A 19,265-nucleotide genomic window follows, 5' to 3' on the forward strand; every position below is an offset into this window, starting at 1 on the left:
CGCAACGCACCCGCTTCTATTGACAGGCCATTGGTTCGCGCAGGCCGGCGCGTAACGTCAGCCCCGAATCTTGCGCAGCAAGGCAGTGGTCGAGCGCTCGAACTCGAAGGGAATGGCTACCGCCCTGCCCCCCCAGCTCTTGACACTGGCGGTTTCGGGCAGGCTTTCCATGTTGTAGTCGCCGCCCTTGACGATGATGTCGGGCCGCAATTGCTCGATCAGCGCCTGGGGCGTGTCTTCGCTGAACATGGTAACCGCCGACACGCATTCCAAGGCGGCCAGCAGGGCCGCGCGGTCTTCCTGGCGGTTGAGGGGACGGTCGGCCCCCTTGCCCAGGCGGCGCACCGATTCGTCGGTATTGACCGCCACGACCAGCGTCGCCCCGAGCTGAGCGGCGGCATCCAGATAGGTGACATGCCCGCGGTGCAGGATGTCGAACACGCCATTGGTAAAGACCAACGGGCGTGTCAGCGTGCCGGCCCGCGCCGCCGCCACGCACTCGTCGCGGCTCAACATCTTGGCTTCGAAACGCGCTGCCATGCGCGCTTATGCCGCCACGGCCGGCAGGGACTTGGTGATTTCCTTGCGATAACGATTCAGGTCTTGCACGGTATTGAACGTGGTGTCCATGAGCAGCGACATATTGTGCAGAATGCGCGAACTGACCTTGCCTTCCCATTCCTTGTCGAACAGGATCTGGTTGTCGAGCCAGTTCTCGAGCCAGCCCGGCGACGGCAGCTTGGACTGCACCGTGTCGTTGGGGAACATGTCTTTGTTGACGTGCAGATTGGTGGGATGCAGCGCCTGCGGCGTGCGGTGGGCCGACGCCATGAGCACGCCGATCTTGGCGAACGCCAGCCTGGCCTGCTGGCCGAACTCGCTGCCCTTGTGCACCAGGGCGCGCTTCATGTAGCGCAGGTAGGCACCGGCGTGGCGCGCTTCGTCCTGGGCGATGATTTTGTAAATGCTTTTGATGACGGGCTCGGTATGCCAGTCGGACGCCCGCCGGTACCAGTGGTTCAGGCGGATCTCGCCGCAAAAATGCAGCATCAGGGTCTCGAGCGCAGGGGCCGGGTCGAACTCGAAGCGCACATTGTGCAGCTCTTGCTCGGTGGGCACGAGTTCCGGCCGGAAGCGGCGCAGGTACTCGATGAGCGCCAGCGAATGCTTTTGCTCTTCGTAGAACCAAATGGACATGAAGGCGGAAAAATCGCTGTCGTCGCGATTGTCGCGCAGGAACATTTCGGTGGCCGGCAGGGCCGCCCATTCGGTAATGGCATTCATTTTGATCGTGTATGCCTGATCGTCCGAAAGCTTGCTGCCGTCGAAATCGTCCCATGGAATGTCGGACGCCATGTTCCAGCGCACCGCTTCCATTGATTTGAACAGTTCAGGATAAAGCATATGGATCTCTCTTGTGTAATTGTTTATACCTTCGAATACACGATCCGAAAGCAAGCCGGTCCCGGGACGACGGCGGTTTCCGCGAAGGCCGAACGCCCGGGTGTGAACAGCTTTTGCCGTTCACGCTCCTGACTGCGTTCATGGTATAGCCCCTTTTTATCATCTATGTGTCAGGATTGCTGCAATACACTAAAAATCATAAGGTTTAGCGTAATACCCAATTTATTGTCCCGCAAGTGCCCAAATTGCAACGCCCACGGCTACCGCCACCGTGGCGGCAAAGACCATGAGCAAGCGATTGGTGTGTTCCTGGGCGCGGCGCAACTGGTCGATTTCCTGCTTGATTTGCGGCAGGGAGTCCGGGCGCGACAGGTTGCCGTGCACCAGGCGCGGCAATTCGGGCAGAATCTGCACCCACTGCGCCGCCTCTTTGTCCAGGCGCTGGCGCAACCCGGCCAGCCCCACCCTTTCGCGCATCCATTTCTCCAGAAAGGGCTTGGCCGTTTTCCAGAGATCCAGCGCCGGGTCCAGTTCGCGCCCCATCCCTTCGACATTCAGCAGCGTTTTTTGCAACAGAACCAGTTGCGGCTGGATTTCGACGTTGAAGCGCCGCGAGGTCTGGAACAGGCGCAGCAACACCTGCCCCAATGAAATCTCGGCCAGGGGGCGGTCGAAATAAGGCTCGCACACGGCCCGCACCGCCCCTTCGAGTTCCTCTTCGCGCGTGCCGGCGGGCACCCAGCCCGATTCGATGTGCAGCTGCGCCACACGGCGATAGTCGCGCCGGAAAAAGGCCAGGAAGTTCTGCGCCAGATAGTTCTTGTCGTGTTCGGAGAGCGAACCCACAATGCCGAAATCCAGGGCGATATAGCGCCCAAGGGTATCGGGCGAATCGGAAACGTAGATATTCCCCGGATGCATGTCGGCATGGAAAAAGCCGTCGGCAAAGACCTGGGTGAAGAATATTTCGACCCCCATGCGGGCCAGCTCGCCGATATTGACCCCCGCCGCCCGCAGGCGGTCGATGTGGCTTACCGGTATGCCGTGCATTCTTTCCATGGTGAACACCGTAGTCGTGGTCAATTCCCAGACCACTTCCGGCACCATGAGCAAATGCGCGCGGCCGGTATCCGGCCCGAAATTGCGCCGCAACTGGCTGCAATTGGCGGCTTCGCGCACCAGGTCCAGTTCGTCGTGCAGGTATTTGTTGAATTCGGCCACGACCTCGCGCGGCTTCAGCCGCCGGCTGTCGGGCGCAAGCCGCTCGACCACGCTGGCCAGCACCCGCATCAGCGCCAGGTCCTTTTCGATAATACCGAGCATGCCCGGGCGCAGCACCTTGACAGCGACCTCGCGCCCGTCATGCATGACGGCAAAATGCACCTGGGCAATCGAGGCCGACGCCACCGGATCGACCTCGAAATGCCGGAACAGCTGGTGCGGAGAGCTGCCCAGCGCCGCTTCGATGCAGGCCGCCGCCTTGTCGGAGGGAAACGGCGGCACGCGGTCCTGCAGCAAGGCCAGCTCGGTGGCGACATCCAGGGGAATGAGATCGCGGCGCGTGGACAGCACCTGGCCGAACTTGACGAAAATGGGCCCCAGGGACTCCAGCGCCAGGCGCAGGCGCACGCCGCGCGGAACCCGGGGCGGACGCCCGAAACGGACGATGCGCAGCAGGCAATGGGCGATGGGATGCTTGATGCTGGACAACACCAGCTCGTCGAGCCGGTAGCGCAGCGCTATGAATACGATGCGGACGAATCGAAACAGGGTCAGCATGCGCGGTTATTCCGGCCTTGGCGCGCGGCGCTATGTTCCAGCCCCGCCACGCTGCGCTCAAGCGCATCGAGGCGCCGCAGCGCCGCCTGGACGCCGGCCTGCCATTCGATGAACGGCGGCCGGGACACCAGGACACGGCTTTCCTCGGACAGGTATTCGCCCATATTGCCCGCGAGGCGGCGGCCCGCAAGCCGCGTGCCGTCCAACAGCTTTCGGGCGCCTCCCATGAGGCGCACCGCCGCAACATCGCCCACCACCCTGGCCAGGTCGTCTTCGACGTCCCAACGCAGGTCACGCGCCAGTTCGGACACGACGGCGGCAAGGCCCGCATCGCCCTGCACATGCATGAGGCCGGCGATTTCCGAAGGGTCGGCAGAGCGCAGGGCCTGCGGCAGCTGCCCCAGGTTCGCGGAAGGAATGGTCAGCATGACATCGGGGACGACCGCCGGATCGGACGGCTGCACGCCGCCATCGGACAGCAGCGTCAACCCCGCCACCCAGGGCCCGACGGAAAAACGGACGGTTTTTCCGGCATGGCGGGCCAGCTTTTCAAGCGCCCATGGCTCGCGCCGCAGCAGCTTGTTGAGCGCGCTGGCGAAAACATGAGCGGGAGCAAGAAAAGAGGGAATAGGAAGCATGGCGAAGGTTCGCGGCCAGCGCGAAACACAGGGAAAAATATTCCAGCCCTAAGTTTAACTGACAATAGAAAAATCTTTGCCGGGCGGAATGCAAACAATCCGGGCCGGCGCCCGAAGGGCCGGCCCGGATTGTTCCGCCAGAACCAGCGCTCGGGCGTGCCGGCGGCTGATTGGCGCTGCGTTCGACTAACTGGCGTCGTCGACGGGGATTTGCTGGATGCCGGCCAGCAGCCAGCCCGCTTCCTCGGCTTTATAAAGATTCCATACTTCCTCGAAGCGGAAGGCTTCCGCCCCGGCGGACTCGCGCAGCATGCCCGAATAGCGCACGCTGGCCAGGTGGCCGCCCGCAACGGCCTCGATACCCAGCAATTCGGCATTGAGCAACACCACTTCGGTGGTTTCGGGCTTGCCTTCGCGCGCGAGGATCTGCGGCTTGATCTCGGCGATGAGATCGTCGGTCAGGTATTCGGAAAGACGATCGACATCGCCGCTGTCCCAGATTTTTTGGATGGCGATGAACTGCGCCTTGGCATTGGCCAGGAAAGTGGAGGTGTCGAAATCGCCGGGAATGAACCAGCTTTCGTCGGCCGGCGCGGCGGGCGCCGAGGCAACGGATGCGGCAGGCTCGTGCGCCGGCTGGCTGGGCTGGCCCCATGGCTGGGCCGGCGCATTGCCGCTGCCGGAAGTACGGAACGTGCCTTGCGCCCCCTGCATGGCCGGCCGCGCCGCGGACGAAGCGCCGCGCAGGCGCCGCACGATGAACATGACGGCAAAGACCAGCAGGGCGATGAGCACCATGCTGGACATCATTTCGAGGAAGGCGCCGCCCAGCCCCAGGTTGGACAGCAAGGCTGCAATGCCCAGACCCGCGGCTATGCCGGCAATGGGGCCCAGGAAGCGCGACATGCCGCTTTTGGCTGCCGTGCCGGCCGCTGCGGCGCTTCCGGCGGCTGCCGCCGGCGCCGCGCTGCGCTGGGTGGCCGAAGCTGCCGCCGGGGGCGTAACCGCCTGGCGCTGCTGGGTAATGTTGGACGACTGCCGCCCAAAGCTCTTGCCACCCCCCAGGCGCCGCGCCTCGGCGTCGAACGAGGCCGACATCAGGGCGCCCGCCGACACCGCCAGCATGGCGATGGCAAAAAATCTGTGAAGTCTTCGAGACATGTCGTGTTCTCCGGTAGAAGCGCACGGCCGGGGCCTGGCGCTGGATACTGTGTTGTTCAAGGAAAACGCCCCGCAGCGTTTTCTTACTACAAGCTGAATATTAACTTAAAACACGATTAATCGGAGAAAAACCGGGGAGAGTTCCAAAAAAACAAAGGCGGAGCCCTGCCTGGGCCCGTTGAGGAAGTATTTTGGGGAAGTTTTTAGGACAGCCTTTGGAACAGGCTTTCAGCGAAGCGCACCGGAAAGCCTCTTGGCGCAGCGAACAGGCCGGCCGCTAAAGCGGGACGAGAGCGCGGGTGGAAGGGCCGCTTGGACGGCTTTCCGCGGCCAAGCCATGGCGCACCGCAAAAACAAGAGGGGGCGATCAGTCCAGCTTCACGCCTTCGTGCAGCGCCACGACGCCTGCCGTGAGGTTGAAGTAGCGCACCCGCGACAAACCCGCCGTCTCGAGCATGGCGGCCAAGGTTTCCTGGTCGGGATGCATGCGGATGGACTCCGCCAGATAGCGGTAGCTGTCTTCGTCGCCCGCCACTTTCTTGCCTATCCAGGGCAGGATATTGAAGGAATACCAGTCGTAGGCGGGGGCCAGGGGCTTGGCCACGCGCGAAAACTCCAGCACCAGCAGCTTGCCGCCCGGCTTCAGCACCCGCCGCATTTCGGCCAGCGCCCGGTCTTTGTGCGTCATGTTGCGCAAGCCGAAAGCCACGCTGACGCGGTCGAAATAACCGTCGGGGAACGGCAGCTTTTCGGCGTCGCACACGGCGGTGGGAACCAGAACCCCGTGATCCATGAGGCGGTCGCGCCCCACGCGCAGCATGGAATCGTTGATGTCGGTCAGCCATACCTGGCCCGACGGTCCGGCCTTTTTCGCGAACGCCTTGGCCAGGTCGCCCGTGCCGCCGGCAATGTCCAGCACCTTCATGCCCGGGCGGACAGCGGCACGGCCGATGGTGAACATTTTCCACACCCGATGCAGGCCGCCCGACATCAGGTCGTTCATGATGTCGTAGCGCGATGCCACCGAATGGAATACCTCGGCCACCTTGCCGGCTTTTTCGGCCTCGCTGACGGTTTTATAGCCAAAATGGGTGGTCGACTCGGGGGACTGGTCGGAGGAAGTGGAATTTTGCATGATGCGTTATCGTACCCCATCGGGGCAAAGAAGGATTCGGCAAGCGGCAGCGACGGCCTGGCACTGGCAGGCCTATTTTAAATCCACCCGCGCAACGTCCTGTCCAGGCCTCGTGAAATTCACAAACCTGAAACAATTCGTCCATAAACTGCAGGCTTCATACCCAAAACACCACTGCAAAGATTCCGCCCATGAGCACAACCATACTCGTCATCGAAGATGAACCCGCCATCCAGGAGCTGATTTCCGTCAACCTGAGTTTCGCTGGGCACAAGGTATTGCGGGCCTTCGATGCGGAGCAGGCGCAAACCCTGATCCGGGCCGAGCTGCCCGACCTCATCCTGCTGGACTGGATGCTGCCAGGCGCCTCGGGCATTACTCTGGCCAGGCAACTGCGCGGCGACGAGCGCACCCGCCAGGTTCCCGTCATCATGCTGACCGCCAAAGGCTCGGAGCACGACAAAATAGAAGGCCTGGAGGCCGGCGCCGACGACTACATCACCAAGCCCTTCTCGCCCAAAGAGCTGATTGCGCGCATCAAGGCGGTGCTGCGCCGCCGCGCGCCCCAGCTCACCGACGACATCATCGCCATCGGCAGCCTGCAACTGGACCCGACGACGCACCGTGTCACAGGCAATGGCATCAACCTTACCATCGGCCCCACCGAGTTCCGTCTGCTGCATTTCTTCATGACGCATACCGAGCGCGTATTCTCGCGGACGCAACTGCTGGACCAGGTATGGGGCGACCACGTGTTCGTGGAGGAGCGCACCGTGGACGTGCACATCCGCCGGCTGCGCAAGGCCCTGGAGCCCGGCGGGCACGAGAACCACATCGAAACCGTGCGCGGCGCCGGCTACCGTTTCACGGCCCAGCCGGCCGCGGCGACGGCTCAAGCCTGAGCCCCGGAACACAACACGATGTAAGGTATAGTTTCTTTTTCCAGACTATACATAGCATAGCCGGGCCGCCCGCAAAGCTTCACCGAAACGACGCTGCAACTAGCATGACCAAAACATTAATCTCGATGGGCTTGTGGGGCTTGGCTGCCTGGCTGGCCGGGACATGGATCAACGCCACCACCGGCTGGGCGATCCTGGTCTTCGGCCTGGCGGCGATGATCCTGATCAGCGGAGCGCAGTTGTCGAAGATCAGCCGCTGGGCCAGGAACATCGAGGCCCCCCCGCCCGTCTCGGTCGGCCCCTGGGACGACGTGCTGGCCGTCATCTACCGGCAGCTGCGCAAGAACCACAGCAAGATCGACGAACTGCATCGTCAGGTGGACAGCATCATGCTGGCCGCCGAAGCTCTGCCCGACGGCGCCATCACGCTCGACGAGGAAATGCAGATCACCTGGTGCAACAAGACCGCAAGCGAACACACCGGCCTGAAGCTGGCCACCGACAAGGGCTTCAGCATCTTCAATATTTTGCGGGCGCCCGAGTTCGCGAAATACGGCCGGCAAGTCTCGTGGCCCGAGCCAATACTGCTGCACCTGTCCAAGGACGGCCAGGAAAAATCCCTGCTGGTGCAGCTGACCCCCTACGGCATCAAGCAGTTCCTGATCGTGACGCGCGACGTCACCCAGGTGGAAAAGCTGGAAACCACCCGCAAGGACTTCGTGGCCAATGTCTCGCACGAATTGCGCACGCCGCTCACTGTGTTGTCGGGGTTCCTGGAAACCCTGCACGACATGCCCGGCGATTCACTCAGCGCCGAACAGCGCGAGCACTACCACACGCTGATGATGGAACAGGCTACGCGCATGGAGGCCATCGTGGCCGACCTGCTTACGCTTTCCACGCTGGAATCCTCGCCCTCTTCCATCGGCGAGCCCGTGCGCCTGGCGAAGGTCATCGACAACGCCCTGCTGCAGGCCAAGACGCTATCGAGCGGCCAGCATGTTTTTGTGGAGAACATCGACAAAAGCCTGTGCGTACTGGGCATCGAGTCGGAACTGGCCTCGGCCGTCAGCAATCTGCTGACCAACGCTGTACGCTACACACCCAAGGACGGCACCATTACCGTAAGCTGGTACATCACCGAAACCGGAAGCGCCTGCTATTCGGTGCAGGACACCGGCATCGGCATCGCCTCGCAAGACATTCCCAGGCTTACCGAACGCTTCTACCGCGTCGACCGCGGCCGTTCGCGCGCCACCGGCGGCACCGGCCTGGGCCTGGCCATTACCAAGCACGTCGCCATGCGCCACAACGCCGAGCTGCACATCCGCAGCCGCTTCGGCGCCGGCAGCATCTTCTCGGTGGAGTTCCCCGCCCCCCGGGTCGTCATCCAGCCCGAAGACAGCCCGCCAGGCGCGTAAGCCGCGGCGATCGCCTCGGGCTTCGCCCCGCCTTGCCGCGGACAGGGCGGGAAAACTACACCAGCACGCGCTCGATGCCGCCGGCGTTCGCGTCGCGCACGTAGTCTTCCATCCAGGTTTCGCCCAGGATGTGCTTGGCCATTTCAATGACGATGTAGTCCGCGTCCATGCCGGTGTCTTCCTCGTAGCGCGAAAGACCCTGCAGGCACGACGGGCACGAGGTAAGTATCTTAACCTCGCCGTCGAAGCCGTCGGCGCGGATCTGCGCCGTGTTCTTGGCCAGTTCTTCCTGCTTGCGAAAACGCACCTGGGTGGAAATGTCGGGGCGCGACACCGCCAGCGTGCCCGACTCGCCGCAGCAGCGATCCGCCTTGATGGTGGCGTCGCCCACCAGCGCCTTGACCGTCTTCATGGGATCCTGCAACTTCATCGGCGTGTGGCAAGGGTCGTGGTACATGTAGCGCGTGCCGGTAATGCCTTCCAGATGCAGGCCTTTTTCGAGCAGGTACTCGTGGATGTCGATGAGGCGACAGCCCGGGAAGATCTTGTCGAACTCGTAGCCGGCCAATTGGTCGTAGCAGGTTCCGCAACTGACCACCACCGTCTTGATGTCCAGGTAATTGAGCGTGGTGGCCATGCGGTGGAACAGCACGCGGTTGTCGGTGATGATTTTCTCGGCCTTGTCGTTCATGCCATTGCCGCGTTGCGGGTAGCCGCAGCACAGATAGCCCGGCGGCAGGACCGTTTGCACACCCACATGCCACAGCATGGCCTGCGTCGCCAGGCCCACCTGGGAAAACAGGCGCTCGGAACCACAACCCGGAAAATAGAACACCGCCTCGCTGTCCGAAGAGGTTGCGTCCGGATTGCGGATGATGGGCACGTAATCGGGGTTTTCAATGTCCAGCAGCTTGCGCGCCGTCTGCTTGGGCAGGCCGCCCGGCATGCGCTTGTTGACGAAGTGGATGACCTGCTCGCGCACGGGCGCTTTGCCGATGGTCGCGGGCGGCGCGGCCATCTGCTTGCGGGCCGGCGCCTTGAACAGGTCGTGGGCGGCGCGCTGGGCCTTGTAGCCGAAATCGATCATGGCCTTGCGCGTGGCCTTGATGACGCGCGGATCCTTGGCGTTCAGGAAGAACATGGCCGCCGTGGTGCCGGGGTTGAACGACTTCTTGCCCATGCGGCGCAGCAAGGCGCGCATTTCCATGGAGACATCGCCGAAGTCGATGTCCACCGGACAGGGGTTGTAGCACTTGTGGCAGATGGTGCAATGGTCGGCCACGTCCTCGAACTCTTCCCAGTGCTTCAGGCTCACGCCCCGGCGCGTCTGCTCTTCGTACAGGAAGGCCTCGATGAGCAGCGAGGTGGCCAGGATCTTGTTGCGCGGCGAGTACAGCAGGTTGGCGCGCGGCACGTGGGTGGCGCACACCGGCTTGCACTTGCCGCAGCGCAGGCAGTCCTTGATGGCGGTGGAAATGGCGCCGATCTCGCTTTGCTGCATGATGAGCGATTCGTGGCCCATGAGGTTGAAGCTGGGTGTCCAGGCGTGGCGCAGGTCGGCGCCAGGCATGAGCTTGCCGGCGTTGAACCGCCCTTCCGGATCGACCCGGCGCTTGTAGTCCTGGAAGGGCTGCAGCTCGTCCTGGGTCAGGAATTCGTATTTGGTCAGGCCGATGCCGTGCTCGCCGGAAATCACGCCATCGAGATCGCGCGCGATCTGCATGATGCGCGCCACGGCCTGGTTGGCTTCGCGCAGCATCTCGTAGTTGTCGGAGTTGACAGGGATATTGGTGTGCACGTTGCCGTCGCCCGCGTGCATGTGCAGGGCCACGAACACCCGCCCCTTGAGCACGCGGTCGTGAATGGCCTGGATCTCGGCCAGCACCGCCGCGCAATCGGAGCCGCCGAAATACCGCTCCATCAGGGCGCGCACTTCGGTCTTCCAGGAAACGCGCACGGTGTGATCCTGCACCACGTCGAACACACGGACGCTGGGCTGGTCGCGCAGGCGCTGCTCCAGCACCTGCTGCAGATCCTGCATGCCCAGGTCGAGCATGATGGGCAAGCCCTGCGCCAGCGGCATGTCCAAGTTGTCCAATAGCCAGGTCCAGCGCTCGCGCACCGCCTGCAGGGTAACCACCGCGTCGTTGCGGCGCTCTTCGAAGATCTCGGCTCGCGTGTGCACGACGTCGTCGTGGTCTTCGGTCTTGCCCACTGGCAGCTCGCCGCTGCTCAGGAACAATTCCAACTGGTCGAGCAGGCGCAGCTTGTTGCGGGTGGAAAGCTCGATGTTGATGCGCTCGATGGCGTCGGTATATTCGCCCATGCGGTTCAGGGGAATGACGACGTCTTCGTTGATCTTGAAGGCATTGGTATGCCTTGCAATGGCCGCCGTGCGCGCGCGGTCCAGCCAGAACTTCTTGCGGGCCTCGGCGCTTACGGCCACGAAGCCTTCGCCGTGGCGCGTGTTGGCCAGGCGCACGACTTCGCTGGCGGCGGCCGCCACCGCATCGGCATCGTCTCCCACGATGTCGCCGAACAGCACCATCTTGGGGAAGGCGCCGCGCTTGCTCTTGGCCGCATAGCCCACGGCGCGCAGATAGCGCTCGTCCAGATGCTCCAGGCCGGCCAGGATGGCGCCGCTGGCGCGGCCGGGGCCGTCAAGGAAGTTCTTGACTTCGACGATGGACGGAATGGCGTCGCGCGCCTGGCCGAAGAACTCCAGACAGACCGTGCGGGTGTGGCTGGGCATGCGGTGCAGCACCCAGCGCGCCGAGGTGATCAGCCCGTCGCAGCCTTCTTTTTGCACCCCCGGCAGCCCGGCCAGGAATTTGTCGGTCACGTCCTTGCCCAGCCCCGCCTTGCGGAACCTGGAGCCTTCGATGACCAGGGTTTCGGAACGCAGCAGCTTGGCGCCGGGCGCGGCCTTGCCGTCGAACCACTTGAGTTCGAAGCGGGCCTGGTCCACGTCGTGGATCTTGCCCATATTGTGCTCGAGCCGGGTCACTTCCAGCCAGTCGCCCTGCGGGTCGACCATGCGCCACCAGGCCAGGTTGTCCAGCGCCGTGCCCCACAGCACGGCCTTCTTGCCGCCGGCGTTCATGGCCACGTTGCCGCCCACACAGGAGGCGTCGGCCGAAGTCGGATCCACCGCGAACACGAAGCCCGCGGCTTCGGCCGCCTCGGTGACGCGCTTGGTGACGACGCCCGCGCCCGTCAGCACGGTGGCCACGGGCTCGGCCAGGCCGGGCAGCGAAGTTTGCTCGACCTCGCCCAGCGCATCGAGCTTTTCGGTGTTGATGACCACCGAACGCCAGGTCAGCGGAATGGCGCCGCCCGTATAGCCGGTGCCGCCCCCGCGCGGAATGATGGTCAGACCCAGTTCGATGCAGGCGCGCACCAGCGCAGCCATTTCAGCCTCGTTGTCGGGCGTCAGCACCACAAAGGGGTATTCCACGCGCCAGTCGGTCGCATCGGTAACGTGCGACACCCTGGACAGGCCGTCGAACTTGATGTTGTCGCGGGCCGTGACGCGCGCCAGGCGGCGCTGCACGCGCTTGCGCAAATCGCGGGTCTGGCTGAATTCGTTTTCGAAGGCCGCCACGGCGCCGCGCGCCGCCTGCAGCAGGTGCGCCACTTTGTCGTCGCGGTTTGCATCGCTGCCGTCGCGCCGGTTGTCGATTTCGGTCAGGCGATGGTTCAGCGCTTCGATGAGCTGGCGCAGGCGCTTGGGGTTGTCGAGCAGGTCGTCCTGCAAATAGGGATTGCGCCGCACGACCCAGATATCGCCCAGGACCTCGAACAGCATGCGCGCCGAGCGCCCCGTGCGGCGTTCACTGCGCAAATCGCTCAGCCATTGCCATGCCTCGTCGCCCAACAACCGGGACACGATCTCGCGATCGGCGAAAGACGTGTAGTTGTAGGGAATTTCGCGCAAGCGCGGCGTTTGCTCAAGGGGGGCCTTGGCGGCAAGCAACTGACTGGCTAGAGGGGCGTTCATGGCTTCTCGGGGGAGGGGAATTGCAGTTTTAGCTGCAAGTTTACTGCATCGAACCGGGAGACCCCGGCCAAGCCGGGCCGGCAGGCGAGCGTTGCAGCGGCATGTTCAGGATCGGCCGTGAGCGCGGGCGGCGGCCTTTACAGCAAACCGGGAAACACCCACAGCAGCCCGGCCGTCATCCCCGCGTAGCGCACGAACTTGCCCAGGGCCATGTAAAAGACCGACGGCCAGAACGGCAGTTTGAGCCAGCCGCCCACGGCGCACAACGGGTCGCCCACCACCGGCAGCCATGTGAAGAACATGACGGCGGGTCCCAGTTTGTGCACCCACTGGCTGATATGCGGATGCCAGCGTCCGCCTATCTGCGCCAGGCCCGCCGGCTTCGCACGCCGGGCGGCCTCGTGCTCGTGGCTCGCCGCCGCATGCCCGTGCCGTTCTTTCCAGCGCTCGAAGGCCTTCTCGGCGCCAAGCCCCATATAGTAGGTAATGATCCCGCCCAGCGTATTGCCCACCGTCGCCGCAGCCACTGCCGGCCAGAACATGTCCGGCACGGCCTTGGCATAAGCGAAAACCACCGGCTCGGACCCCAGCGGCAGCAATGTGGCCGACACGAGGCTCACCAGGAAAATGGCGCTCAGGCCCACCTTGGGCAATGCCAGGGCGGCCAGCAGCCAATGAATCGACGCGTGAATCCATGCTTGCATAGGGCGCTAGTCTACAGAAGAATCGGGAAGGCCAACGGGAATCCATGGAAGCGGGTGGAAGACCGGGAGCTACCCACCAGGATCAGCTGTGCTCTTCCCGAGCGGGGCACGCCCACTGGCCATGCTAGGTCAGGGGGCAGACAATTCGACCCGGCTTCCGCCCTACCTTAAATATACCGGCTGGCTATAGAAAGAAAAAAAGGAGAAATCAGTATTGAACTCCACGAATGAAGATGCTCAAATGTCTGCAATTTGTATCAAGAGTTAACGTCGTTTATTAGTAAAACCCTTGCCCAGCACACCAAGCTCTCCAGCCTGACCCCGCTGAGCCATTGCACCCGGCGATTCCGAACGCACCGACAGGCCCGCCCCCTGCCACATAGCTGCATCGCCGCCACCGCGAGCGGCTCGCTTGTAGGCCAGCATGGCCGATCCAGAGAAAAGGCAACATCATGACTACAAAAACGTCGACCCGAGACTCCAAACCGCAAACCAGGCTGGAGCCTCTTTTCTTCTGCCCGACCAACCACCCCGTCATTCCACCTTTCTCACCTACCCCGCTTTTTCTTCCCCGCCGCACACTGCGCTGGGCATTGACTGCCTGCGCCTTCGCCACGCTTGGAGCCCTGGCTCATCCAGCATGGGCCGATGGCGGCGCCGGCGGCGCAGCCTCCGGCGACACTCGAACCAGTCCTGGAGGCACGCCGGCGAGTCCAGCGGGTCAAGATGGGGTAGACAACACCGGCACTACTTATCGCAAAGGGGGTGGGGGTGGGGGTGGGGGTGGGGTAAGTTTTTCCACGGGCGAGGGCGGCAAAGGCGGCAATGGGGGAATTGGCGCCGACGGCACCCCAGGAGCAGGTGGCTCTGGCGGGGGCGTCGGCAGCACGACGATAATGGAAAACACCTCGTCCCTTTCCGGCATTAACGGCGACGTAGGCATCGCCGGCACCTGGGTTGTTAATAGCGGCGGAGGCGGGGGTGGCGGCGGCGGCGGGGGTGGTTTTGGCTTAATGCTGAACACTACGGACGCGGCGAGCAATCAGTCGAGCGCCGCAATCAACGGCGGCTCGGGCGGTGCAGGTGGCGGCAATGGAGGGCAGTTCGGGGGTTCAGGCGGGGGCGGCGCTGGCGGCGGCGCCGTGCTTCTGAAAGGCTCGGGTGCATATAACAACGCTGGGACATTACTAGGCGGCAACGGCGGAGCCGGGGCTGTAGGTCAAGCCGTCAGTGGCGGCAGCGGCGGCGACGGCGGCGCGGGAGCCGTGCTTACGGGAGCAAGCAGTCTGACGAACCAAAGCGGTGGTGAAATCACCGGAGGCAGCGGCGGCGTAGGCGGCAACAGCAACTTCGCCCGCACAGGAAACGGCGGGTCTGGCGGAGCCGGCGTGCTGCTGATCAACGGCGGAGACGTAAACAACAGCGGTACCATCATCGGCGGCGCGGGAGGGGCGGCAGGAACGGCATCAAACGGTTCAACAGCACCAGGCATGGCCGGAGCGGGCGGCGCCGGCATCGCCGGCTCCAATATTTCCATCATCAACGCCGGTACAATCTCGGGCGGTTTGGGCGGAGGCGGCACGCAGGCCGCCGCCCTGCAGTTCACTGGCGGCGACAACTTCCTAGCCGTTGAAGGCTCTAGCTGGCGCTTAGACGGCAATATCGACATCCAGGCCGGCACTCTCACCTTCAAGCAATCTGACAAGCAAACCGTGGCCAACATCATTACAGGCGACGGCACGCTGATCCAGGATGGCGAAGGCACTCTGACGCTGACAGGGGCAAACACCTATACGGGCGGCACGGAAATTGCTGACAGCCATACGCTGGGGGTCGGCCACAGCAGCGCCCTGGGTTCGGGTACGGTCACGATGGACGACGGCAGTACACTGGCCTTCAAGAGCGACGGGCTAAGTTTGGCGAACGGCTTCAAACTGAACAGCGACTCGACCTTCTCAGTATCTCTCAACCAAACGGCCACAATATCCGGCATTGTCGACGACGACACCTCTCACGGCTTATTATCGCTTGATGGCGGCGGAACCCTCGTTCTCACCAACCTCAATACCTATACTGGCGAAACATGGATCGACGAGGGCACGCTGGCGCTATCGGGCTCGGGCAGCATTGCCAGCTCCAGCAACGTCGACATTTGCGACTGCGGCGCGCTCGACATCTCGGGCACAAACAGCGGCGCTACCATACAAAGCCTGAGTGGCTTCGGCAGGGTCAAACTGGGCGACAAGACACTGACCCTGAGCAATGCCAGTGGCGTCTACGAAGGGAGCATCGAAGGCGCGGGCGGGCTAGTCATCAGTGACGGCGGCGCCGAATACCTGTACGGCGACAACTCCTATCAAGGCGGCACATCCATAGGCGCCAACGCTGTGGTCGCAGTAGGCAAAGATAGCTCGCTAGGCACTGGTACGGTCGCTATATCCGACAGTACCTATCTAATATTCGATGCGGACGGCCTGAACCTGGCCAACAATTTCAAGCTGAGCGGCGAAACGGCTTTCTGGATGGACTCGGGCCATATCGAAACGCTTTCCGGAATTATCAGCGACGGAACCTCTGCTGGCTCACTCGGCATAGCGGGCGATGGCAAGCTGGTACTCACCAATATCAACACCTACACAGGCCCAACCTGGATTACTTCTGGCACAGTGGCGCTGTCGGGCGCGGGCAGCATCGCCAACTCCAGCGGCGTCGATCTCTGCGACTGCGCCACGTTCGACATTTCCGCCACCAACAACGGCGCCACCATACAAAGCCTGGAAGGCGAAGGCACGGTCATGCTGGGGAGCAAAACCCTGACCCTCGGCAACGCCAGCGGCGATTACTCGGGAGTCATCCAGGGCGAAGGAGGCGGCTTGACGGTCAACGGCGGCAAGTTGACCCTGGACGGGGCGAACACCTACACGGGCTCAACCACAATCAACACCGGGACACTGGCGCTGGCGGATGCGGGCAGCATCTCTGCTTCCAGCGGCATCGCTATCCACAACGGCGGAACGTTCGATATTTCGGCCACTACCAGCGGCGCCACCATACAGAATCTTGAGGGCGACAACGGCACGGTAATGCTCGGCGGCAAAGCCTTGACCCTTGCCAATGCCAGTGGCGCCTACTCCGGCGTCATCCAGGGTGCGGGAGGCAGCCTGCTAAAGAACGGCACAGGCACACTGACGCTGAACGGCATCAACACCTATACAGGCGGCACCATGGTCAATGCCGGCACGCTGGAGGTGGGCGATGCGGATCACCCCTCGGCCAGCATCCAGGGCGCTGTGGCGGTCAACAACGGCGGCACGCTGCGCGGCCACGGCAGCATCGCGGGCAATGTGGACAGCACCGGCATCGTCTGGCCGGGCGGCTCCATCGGCACGCTGACCATAGGAGGAAACTATTCGCAGTCGCCGGACGGCACGCTGCAGATCGAAGTCAGCCCGACCGAGGCGTCGCAACTGAAGGTGGGCGGCACAGCCAGTCTGGCCGGCACGCTGAACCTGCTGTACGGGCCGGGCACCTACACCAGCCGGAGCTACCCGATCCTCAGTGCCAAGGCGGTCAACGGCACATTCTCCAGCGTTACCGCCAATAACCCGACGAACGTCGAATACAAGGTGCTCTACGATGCACTAGGTGTGAATCTGGACGTAACGGCCCTGGTGGTGGCACCCACGCAGGCCACTATCTTCGGCGCGATGGGTTCCTCGGCGCTGCGCGCCGGGCAGGCGGCCAACGACATTCTGTTGAGCCGGTTGGCCGGGCCTTGCGGCACGACGGGCGCGGCAAGCGCTCTAGGCAACAACCATGGCGCGGCCTCAGCAAGCGCTTCCCCCTCGTCAGGCGGCGCCTCCCTGGCCTGCCCGCAAACCAACGGCCTGTGGATCCAGGCCCAAGGCACGGACACCCGCATCGACGGCAACCACGGTGCGCCCGACGTGCGCGACCAGCACTACGGCTTTCTCACCGGGTTCGATCATGCCTGGCGCGGCATGACCGTGGGTCTGGCCGGCGGCTACAGCCATGGCGAGGTCAGCGAATCGGGCAACGGTTCGCGCGGCACGCTCGACACCCTGCGCATCGCCGGCTACGCCGCCAAGAACATCGGTCCCTACACCCTGGCCGGCACCCTGGGCTATGCCTACGACTTCGCCTCCACCACCCGCTCGTTCGGCGCCCTGGGATCGGCCAAGGGCGATGGCCATGGCCAGGAATTCAGCGCCGGCCTGCAGGCCAGCCGCACCTGGCAACTGAGCCCGGCCGTCACGCTGACCCCAAGGATCGGAATACGCTATGCCTATCTGGGCGGCCTGGGCACCGACGAGAGCGGCCCCACCGCGCAAAACCTGGGCGTAGGCAACCAGCATCGGCAAAGCCTGCAGCCCTATGCGGGGCTGACGCTGGACTATCGCTTCACCTTGCCCAACAGCGCCCGGCCCGCCAGCGTGCAACTGCGCGCCGGCTACGCCTACGAAACGCAAAGCCTTAACAGGAACGTCTCGGTCACGGCGGCCGATGGCACGGGCTTTACCATTGCCGGCACCCGCGACTCGCGCGGCCAGCTCACCGCCGGCCTGGGCACCACCCTGCCCCTCGGCAAGACCACCAGCGCCTACCTGCGCTACGACGCCTGGCTGCACACCGGCAACGTCAATGCACAGGCCTTGCAGGCGGGGGTCGATTACCGGTTCTGAACGCTGAAGGTATAGCGATTCATGATGGCCCAGACAGACACTGCCTGGGCCATCTCCAAAAGCATTAGTAAGGCAACATGCTATCCCTGGAAGGGGTTCAGCGTTTGAAGACTCGGGTAGTCGAAATGCTGCTGGTTGCGTGTAAGAACCGTCAAGCCGTAGCTATAGGCAATAGCGGCAATCTGTTTGTCCACTGGGCTGTCGGGCCTCAAGCCCATAAGCCATCCCCAAAATTGGGCGCACTCCAAATCGAAACCAAGGATTTGTTGAGCATATTCCCGGGTAAGCGCGTCGATCCACCCATCAAGCCGATCAGCTTGCAGCGAGTCACCTCGTCGGCGAATGCGCACCGCACCCGCGCGCAGTTCACCGATGACCTGGACGGGTAAGTACAAAGCCGAACTGTCGCACGAGGCAAAAAAAGCGCGTACGCCGGCATCGGCACGCACGCCCTTACGCAACTCACTCACCACGTTTGTATCGAGCAAATACATCAGCGGGCCGAACGAAAGTCAAAATCCTCGTCAACGCCCACATGCGGCATGCTCATCAGTACATCCTTGAAGGAGCGCCGAGGTGGTTGAACCAACGCCATGCGCAAGATACGGCGGTGTTCGGCTTCGGCACTCGTTCCGTGACGAGCTGCGGCTTGCCTTAACGCCGCCACAACCTCAGGCTCGATGTTGCGGACTACGAGACTTGTTGTCATAGCACTCCCCTGATCTGGATGGTCCTATTATTCAGCCAAAATGCAATCATTGCAATCACTTGACTCCGCTAACTTCGGAGCCTTGCCAAATCAGCCAGCCCCTCTTTCTCGGCTGGCCCTCGAAAGGCCATTTGCTCCTCGAAAGCATACACGGACAAAAAGAAAGCTCGTAGGCCGTGCAGGATGAATCCATCATCATCTTCAGTTGTCGTGGGCACCGGCAAGACCACGGCACGAAGAACGGAAAAAACCCTGTGGTAATCTGTTCACTTTGCGGGTTTCCTCCCTCGTCTTCATCCCTGCCATGTCCACCGACTATCTGAAACGCATACTGACATCCAAAGTCTACGACGTCGCCATCGAGTCCCCCCTGGAATTTGCCCCGCAAATCTCCGCGCGAATTCAGAACAAAATCTACTTGAAACGCGAAGACACCCAGGTCGTCTTCAGCTTCAAGCTGCGCGGCGCCTACAACAAAATGGCCAACCTGAGCGCAGCCGAACTCAAACGGGGCGTCATTTGCGCCTCTGCCGGCAATCACGCCCAGGGCGTGGCTCTTTCCGCCAGGAAGCTCGGCTGCCGCGCCGTCATCGTCATGCCCACCACCACGCCCAACGTCAAGGTCGAGGCCGTGCGCGCCCTGGGCGGCGAAGCGGTGCTGGCGGGCGACAGCTTCTCGGATGCCTACGCCCACGCGCTGCAACTGGAA

General features: G+C 63.0%; 14 protein-coding genes. 4 read left to right on the forward strand and 10 right to left on the reverse strand.

Annotation, left to right across the window (positions count from 1 at the left end):
- Positions 1-57: 57 nt before the first annotated feature.
- The 6 genes from rfaE2 to ubiE form a co-directional block, all read right to left on the reverse strand.
- Positions 58-540 (reverse strand): D-glycero-beta-D-manno-heptose 1-phosphate adenylyltransferase, encoded by a 483-nt coding sequence (rfaE2, locus tag VNT00_RS13840; protein WP_325588435.1) that lies wholly within the window; start codon positions 538-540, stop codon positions 58-60.
- Between the two features lie 6 nt (positions 541-546).
- On the reverse strand, positions 547-1,404 hold the full coding sequence (locus tag VNT00_RS13845; protein WP_325588437.1) for a ferritin family protein: 858 nt from the start codon (positions 1,402-1,404) through the stop codon (positions 547-549).
- A gap of 222 nt (positions 1,405-1,626) precedes the next feature.
- Entirely contained in the window at positions 1,627-3,183 is a 1,557-nt protein-coding gene (gene ubiB / locus VNT00_RS13850; RefSeq protein ID WP_325588439.1) for a ubiquinone biosynthesis regulatory protein kinase UbiB, read from the reverse strand.
- Positions 3,177-3,821: a ubiquinone biosynthesis accessory factor UbiJ gene (locus VNT00_RS13855; RefSeq protein WP_325588441.1), complete on the reverse strand. Its 645-nt coding sequence runs from the start codon at positions 3,819-3,821 to the stop codon at positions 3,177-3,179. Before VNT00_RS13855 ends, ubiB begins: the two co-directional genes overlap by 7 nt.
- A gap of 186 nt (positions 3,822-4,007) precedes the next feature.
- Positions 4,008-4,982 (reverse strand): Tim44 domain-containing protein, encoded by a 975-nt coding sequence (locus tag VNT00_RS13860; protein WP_325588443.1) that lies wholly within the window; start codon positions 4,980-4,982, stop codon positions 4,008-4,010.
- Positions 4,983-5,349: 367 nt separating this feature from the next.
- On the reverse strand, positions 5,350-6,117 hold the full coding sequence (gene ubiE, locus VNT00_RS13865; RefSeq protein ID WP_325588445.1) for a bifunctional demethylmenaquinone methyltransferase/2-methoxy-6-polyprenyl-1,4-benzoquinol methylase UbiE: 768 nt from the start codon (positions 6,115-6,117) through the stop codon (positions 5,350-5,352).
- Between the two features lie 191 nt (positions 6,118-6,308).
- On the opposite strand from ubiE, the gene phoB reads away from it, so the two are divergent.
- Both phoB and phoR read left to right on the forward strand, forming a co-directional pair.
- A complete protein-coding gene (gene phoB, locus VNT00_RS13870) occupies positions 6,309-7,019 on the forward strand; it encodes a phosphate regulon transcriptional regulator PhoB (RefSeq protein WP_325588447.1) in 711 nt (236 codons plus the stop codon).
- A 104-nt stretch (positions 7,020-7,123) separates the two neighbouring features.
- Positions 7,124-8,440 carry a phosphate regulon sensor histidine kinase PhoR gene (gene phoR, locus VNT00_RS13875; protein WP_325588449.1) on the forward strand — a complete coding sequence of 439 codons (1,317 nt, stop codon included), beginning with the start codon at positions 7,124-7,126 and terminating at the stop codon, positions 8,438-8,440.
- A 55-nt stretch (positions 8,441-8,495) separates the two neighbouring features.
- Here phoR and VNT00_RS13880 read toward each other — a convergent pair whose 3' ends face one another.
- Entirely contained in the window at positions 8,496-12,440 is a 3,945-nt protein-coding gene (locus VNT00_RS13880) for an FAD/FMN-binding oxidoreductase (protein WP_325588451.1), read from the reverse strand.
- Between the two features lie 137 nt (positions 12,441-12,577).
- Entirely contained in the window at positions 12,578-13,144 is a 567-nt protein-coding gene (locus VNT00_RS13885; protein ID WP_325588453.1) for a YqaA family protein, read from the reverse strand.
- Positions 13,145-14,157: 1,013 nt separating this feature from the next.
- Here VNT00_RS13885 and VNT00_RS13890 point away from each other — a divergent pair.
- Positions 14,158-17,847, forward strand: coding sequence for an autotransporter domain-containing protein (locus tag VNT00_RS13890; RefSeq protein ID WP_325588455.1), 3,690 nt, complete (start codon positions 14,158-14,160; stop codon positions 17,845-17,847).
- An 80-nt stretch (positions 17,848-17,927) separates the two neighbouring features.
- On the opposite strand, the gene VNT00_RS13895 is transcribed toward VNT00_RS13890, so the two are convergent.
- Both VNT00_RS13895 and VNT00_RS13900 read right to left on the reverse strand, forming a co-directional pair.
- Positions 17,928-18,341: a type II toxin-antitoxin system VapC family toxin gene (locus VNT00_RS13895; RefSeq protein ID WP_325588457.1), complete on the reverse strand. Its 414-nt coding sequence runs from the start codon at positions 18,339-18,341 to the stop codon at positions 17,928-17,930.
- Complete coding sequence (locus tag VNT00_RS13900) at positions 18,341-18,556, reverse strand: FitA-like ribbon-helix-helix domain-containing protein (RefSeq protein WP_325588459.1); 216 nt, start codon at positions 18,554-18,556, stop codon at positions 18,341-18,343. The genes VNT00_RS13895 and VNT00_RS13900 overlap by 1 nt, the downstream gene beginning before the upstream one ends.
- A 304-nt stretch (positions 18,557-18,860) precedes the next feature.
- Between VNT00_RS13900 and VNT00_RS13905 the strand changes: the two genes are divergently transcribed.
- Positions 18,861-19,265, forward strand: a 405-nt coding sequence (locus tag VNT00_RS13905; RefSeq protein WP_325588461.1) for a pyridoxal-phosphate dependent enzyme, incomplete at its 3' end; no start/stop codon positions are given.

The organism is Eoetvoesiella sp. (genome assembly GCF_035555955.1).
In the GTDB taxonomy this organism is placed as follows: Bacteria; Pseudomonadota; Gammaproteobacteria; order Burkholderiales; family Burkholderiaceae_B; genus Eoetvoesia.

Excerpts from the sequence above, each read along its gene's own strand:
- VNT00_RS13880 (WP_325588451.1), bottom strand. The coding sequence starts at position 12,440 with ATGAACGCCCCTCTAGCCAGTCAGTTGCTTGCCGCCAAGGCCCCCCTT.
- VNT00_RS13895 (WP_325588457.1), bottom strand. The coding sequence starts at position 18,341 with ATGTATTTGCTCGATACAAACGTGGTGAGTGAGTTGCGTAAGGGCGTG.
- VNT00_RS13890 (WP_325588455.1), top strand. The coding sequence starts at position 14,158 with ATGCTGAACACTACGGACGCGGCGAGCAATCAGTCGAGCGCCGCAATC.
- ubiB (WP_325588439.1), bottom strand. The coding sequence starts at position 3,183 with ATGCTGACCCTGTTTCGATTCGTCCGCATCGTATTCATAGCGCTGCGC.
- phoB (WP_325588447.1), top strand. The coding sequence starts at position 6,309 with ATGAGCACAACCATACTCGTCATCGAAGATGAACCCGCCATCCAGGAG.
- VNT00_RS13885 (WP_325588453.1), bottom strand. The coding sequence starts at position 13,144 with ATGCAAGCATGGATTCACGCGTCGATTCATTGGCTGCTGGCCGCCCTG.
- VNT00_RS13845 (WP_325588437.1), bottom strand. The coding sequence starts at position 1,404 with ATGCTTTATCCTGAACTGTTCAAATCAATGGAAGCGGTGCGCTGGAAC.
- ubiE (WP_325588445.1), bottom strand. The coding sequence starts at position 6,117 with ATGCAAAATTCCACTTCCTCCGACCAGTCCCCCGAGTCGACCACCCAT.
- VNT00_RS13860 (WP_325588443.1), bottom strand. The coding sequence starts at position 4,982 with ATGTCTCGAAGACTTCACAGATTTTTTGCCATCGCCATGCTGGCGGTG.
- VNT00_RS13900 (WP_325588459.1), bottom strand. The coding sequence starts at position 18,556 with ATGACAACAAGTCTCGTAGTCCGCAACATCGAGCCTGAGGTTGTGGCG.
- VNT00_RS13855 (WP_325588441.1), bottom strand. The coding sequence starts at position 3,821 with ATGCTTCCTATTCCCTCTTTTCTTGCTCCCGCTCATGTTTTCGCCAGC.
- rfaE2 (WP_325588435.1), bottom strand. The coding sequence starts at position 540 with ATGGCAGCGCGTTTCGAAGCCAAGATGTTGAGCCGCGACGAGTGCGTG.
- phoR (WP_325588449.1), top strand. The coding sequence starts at position 7,124 with ATGACCAAAACATTAATCTCGATGGGCTTGTGGGGCTTGGCTGCCTGG.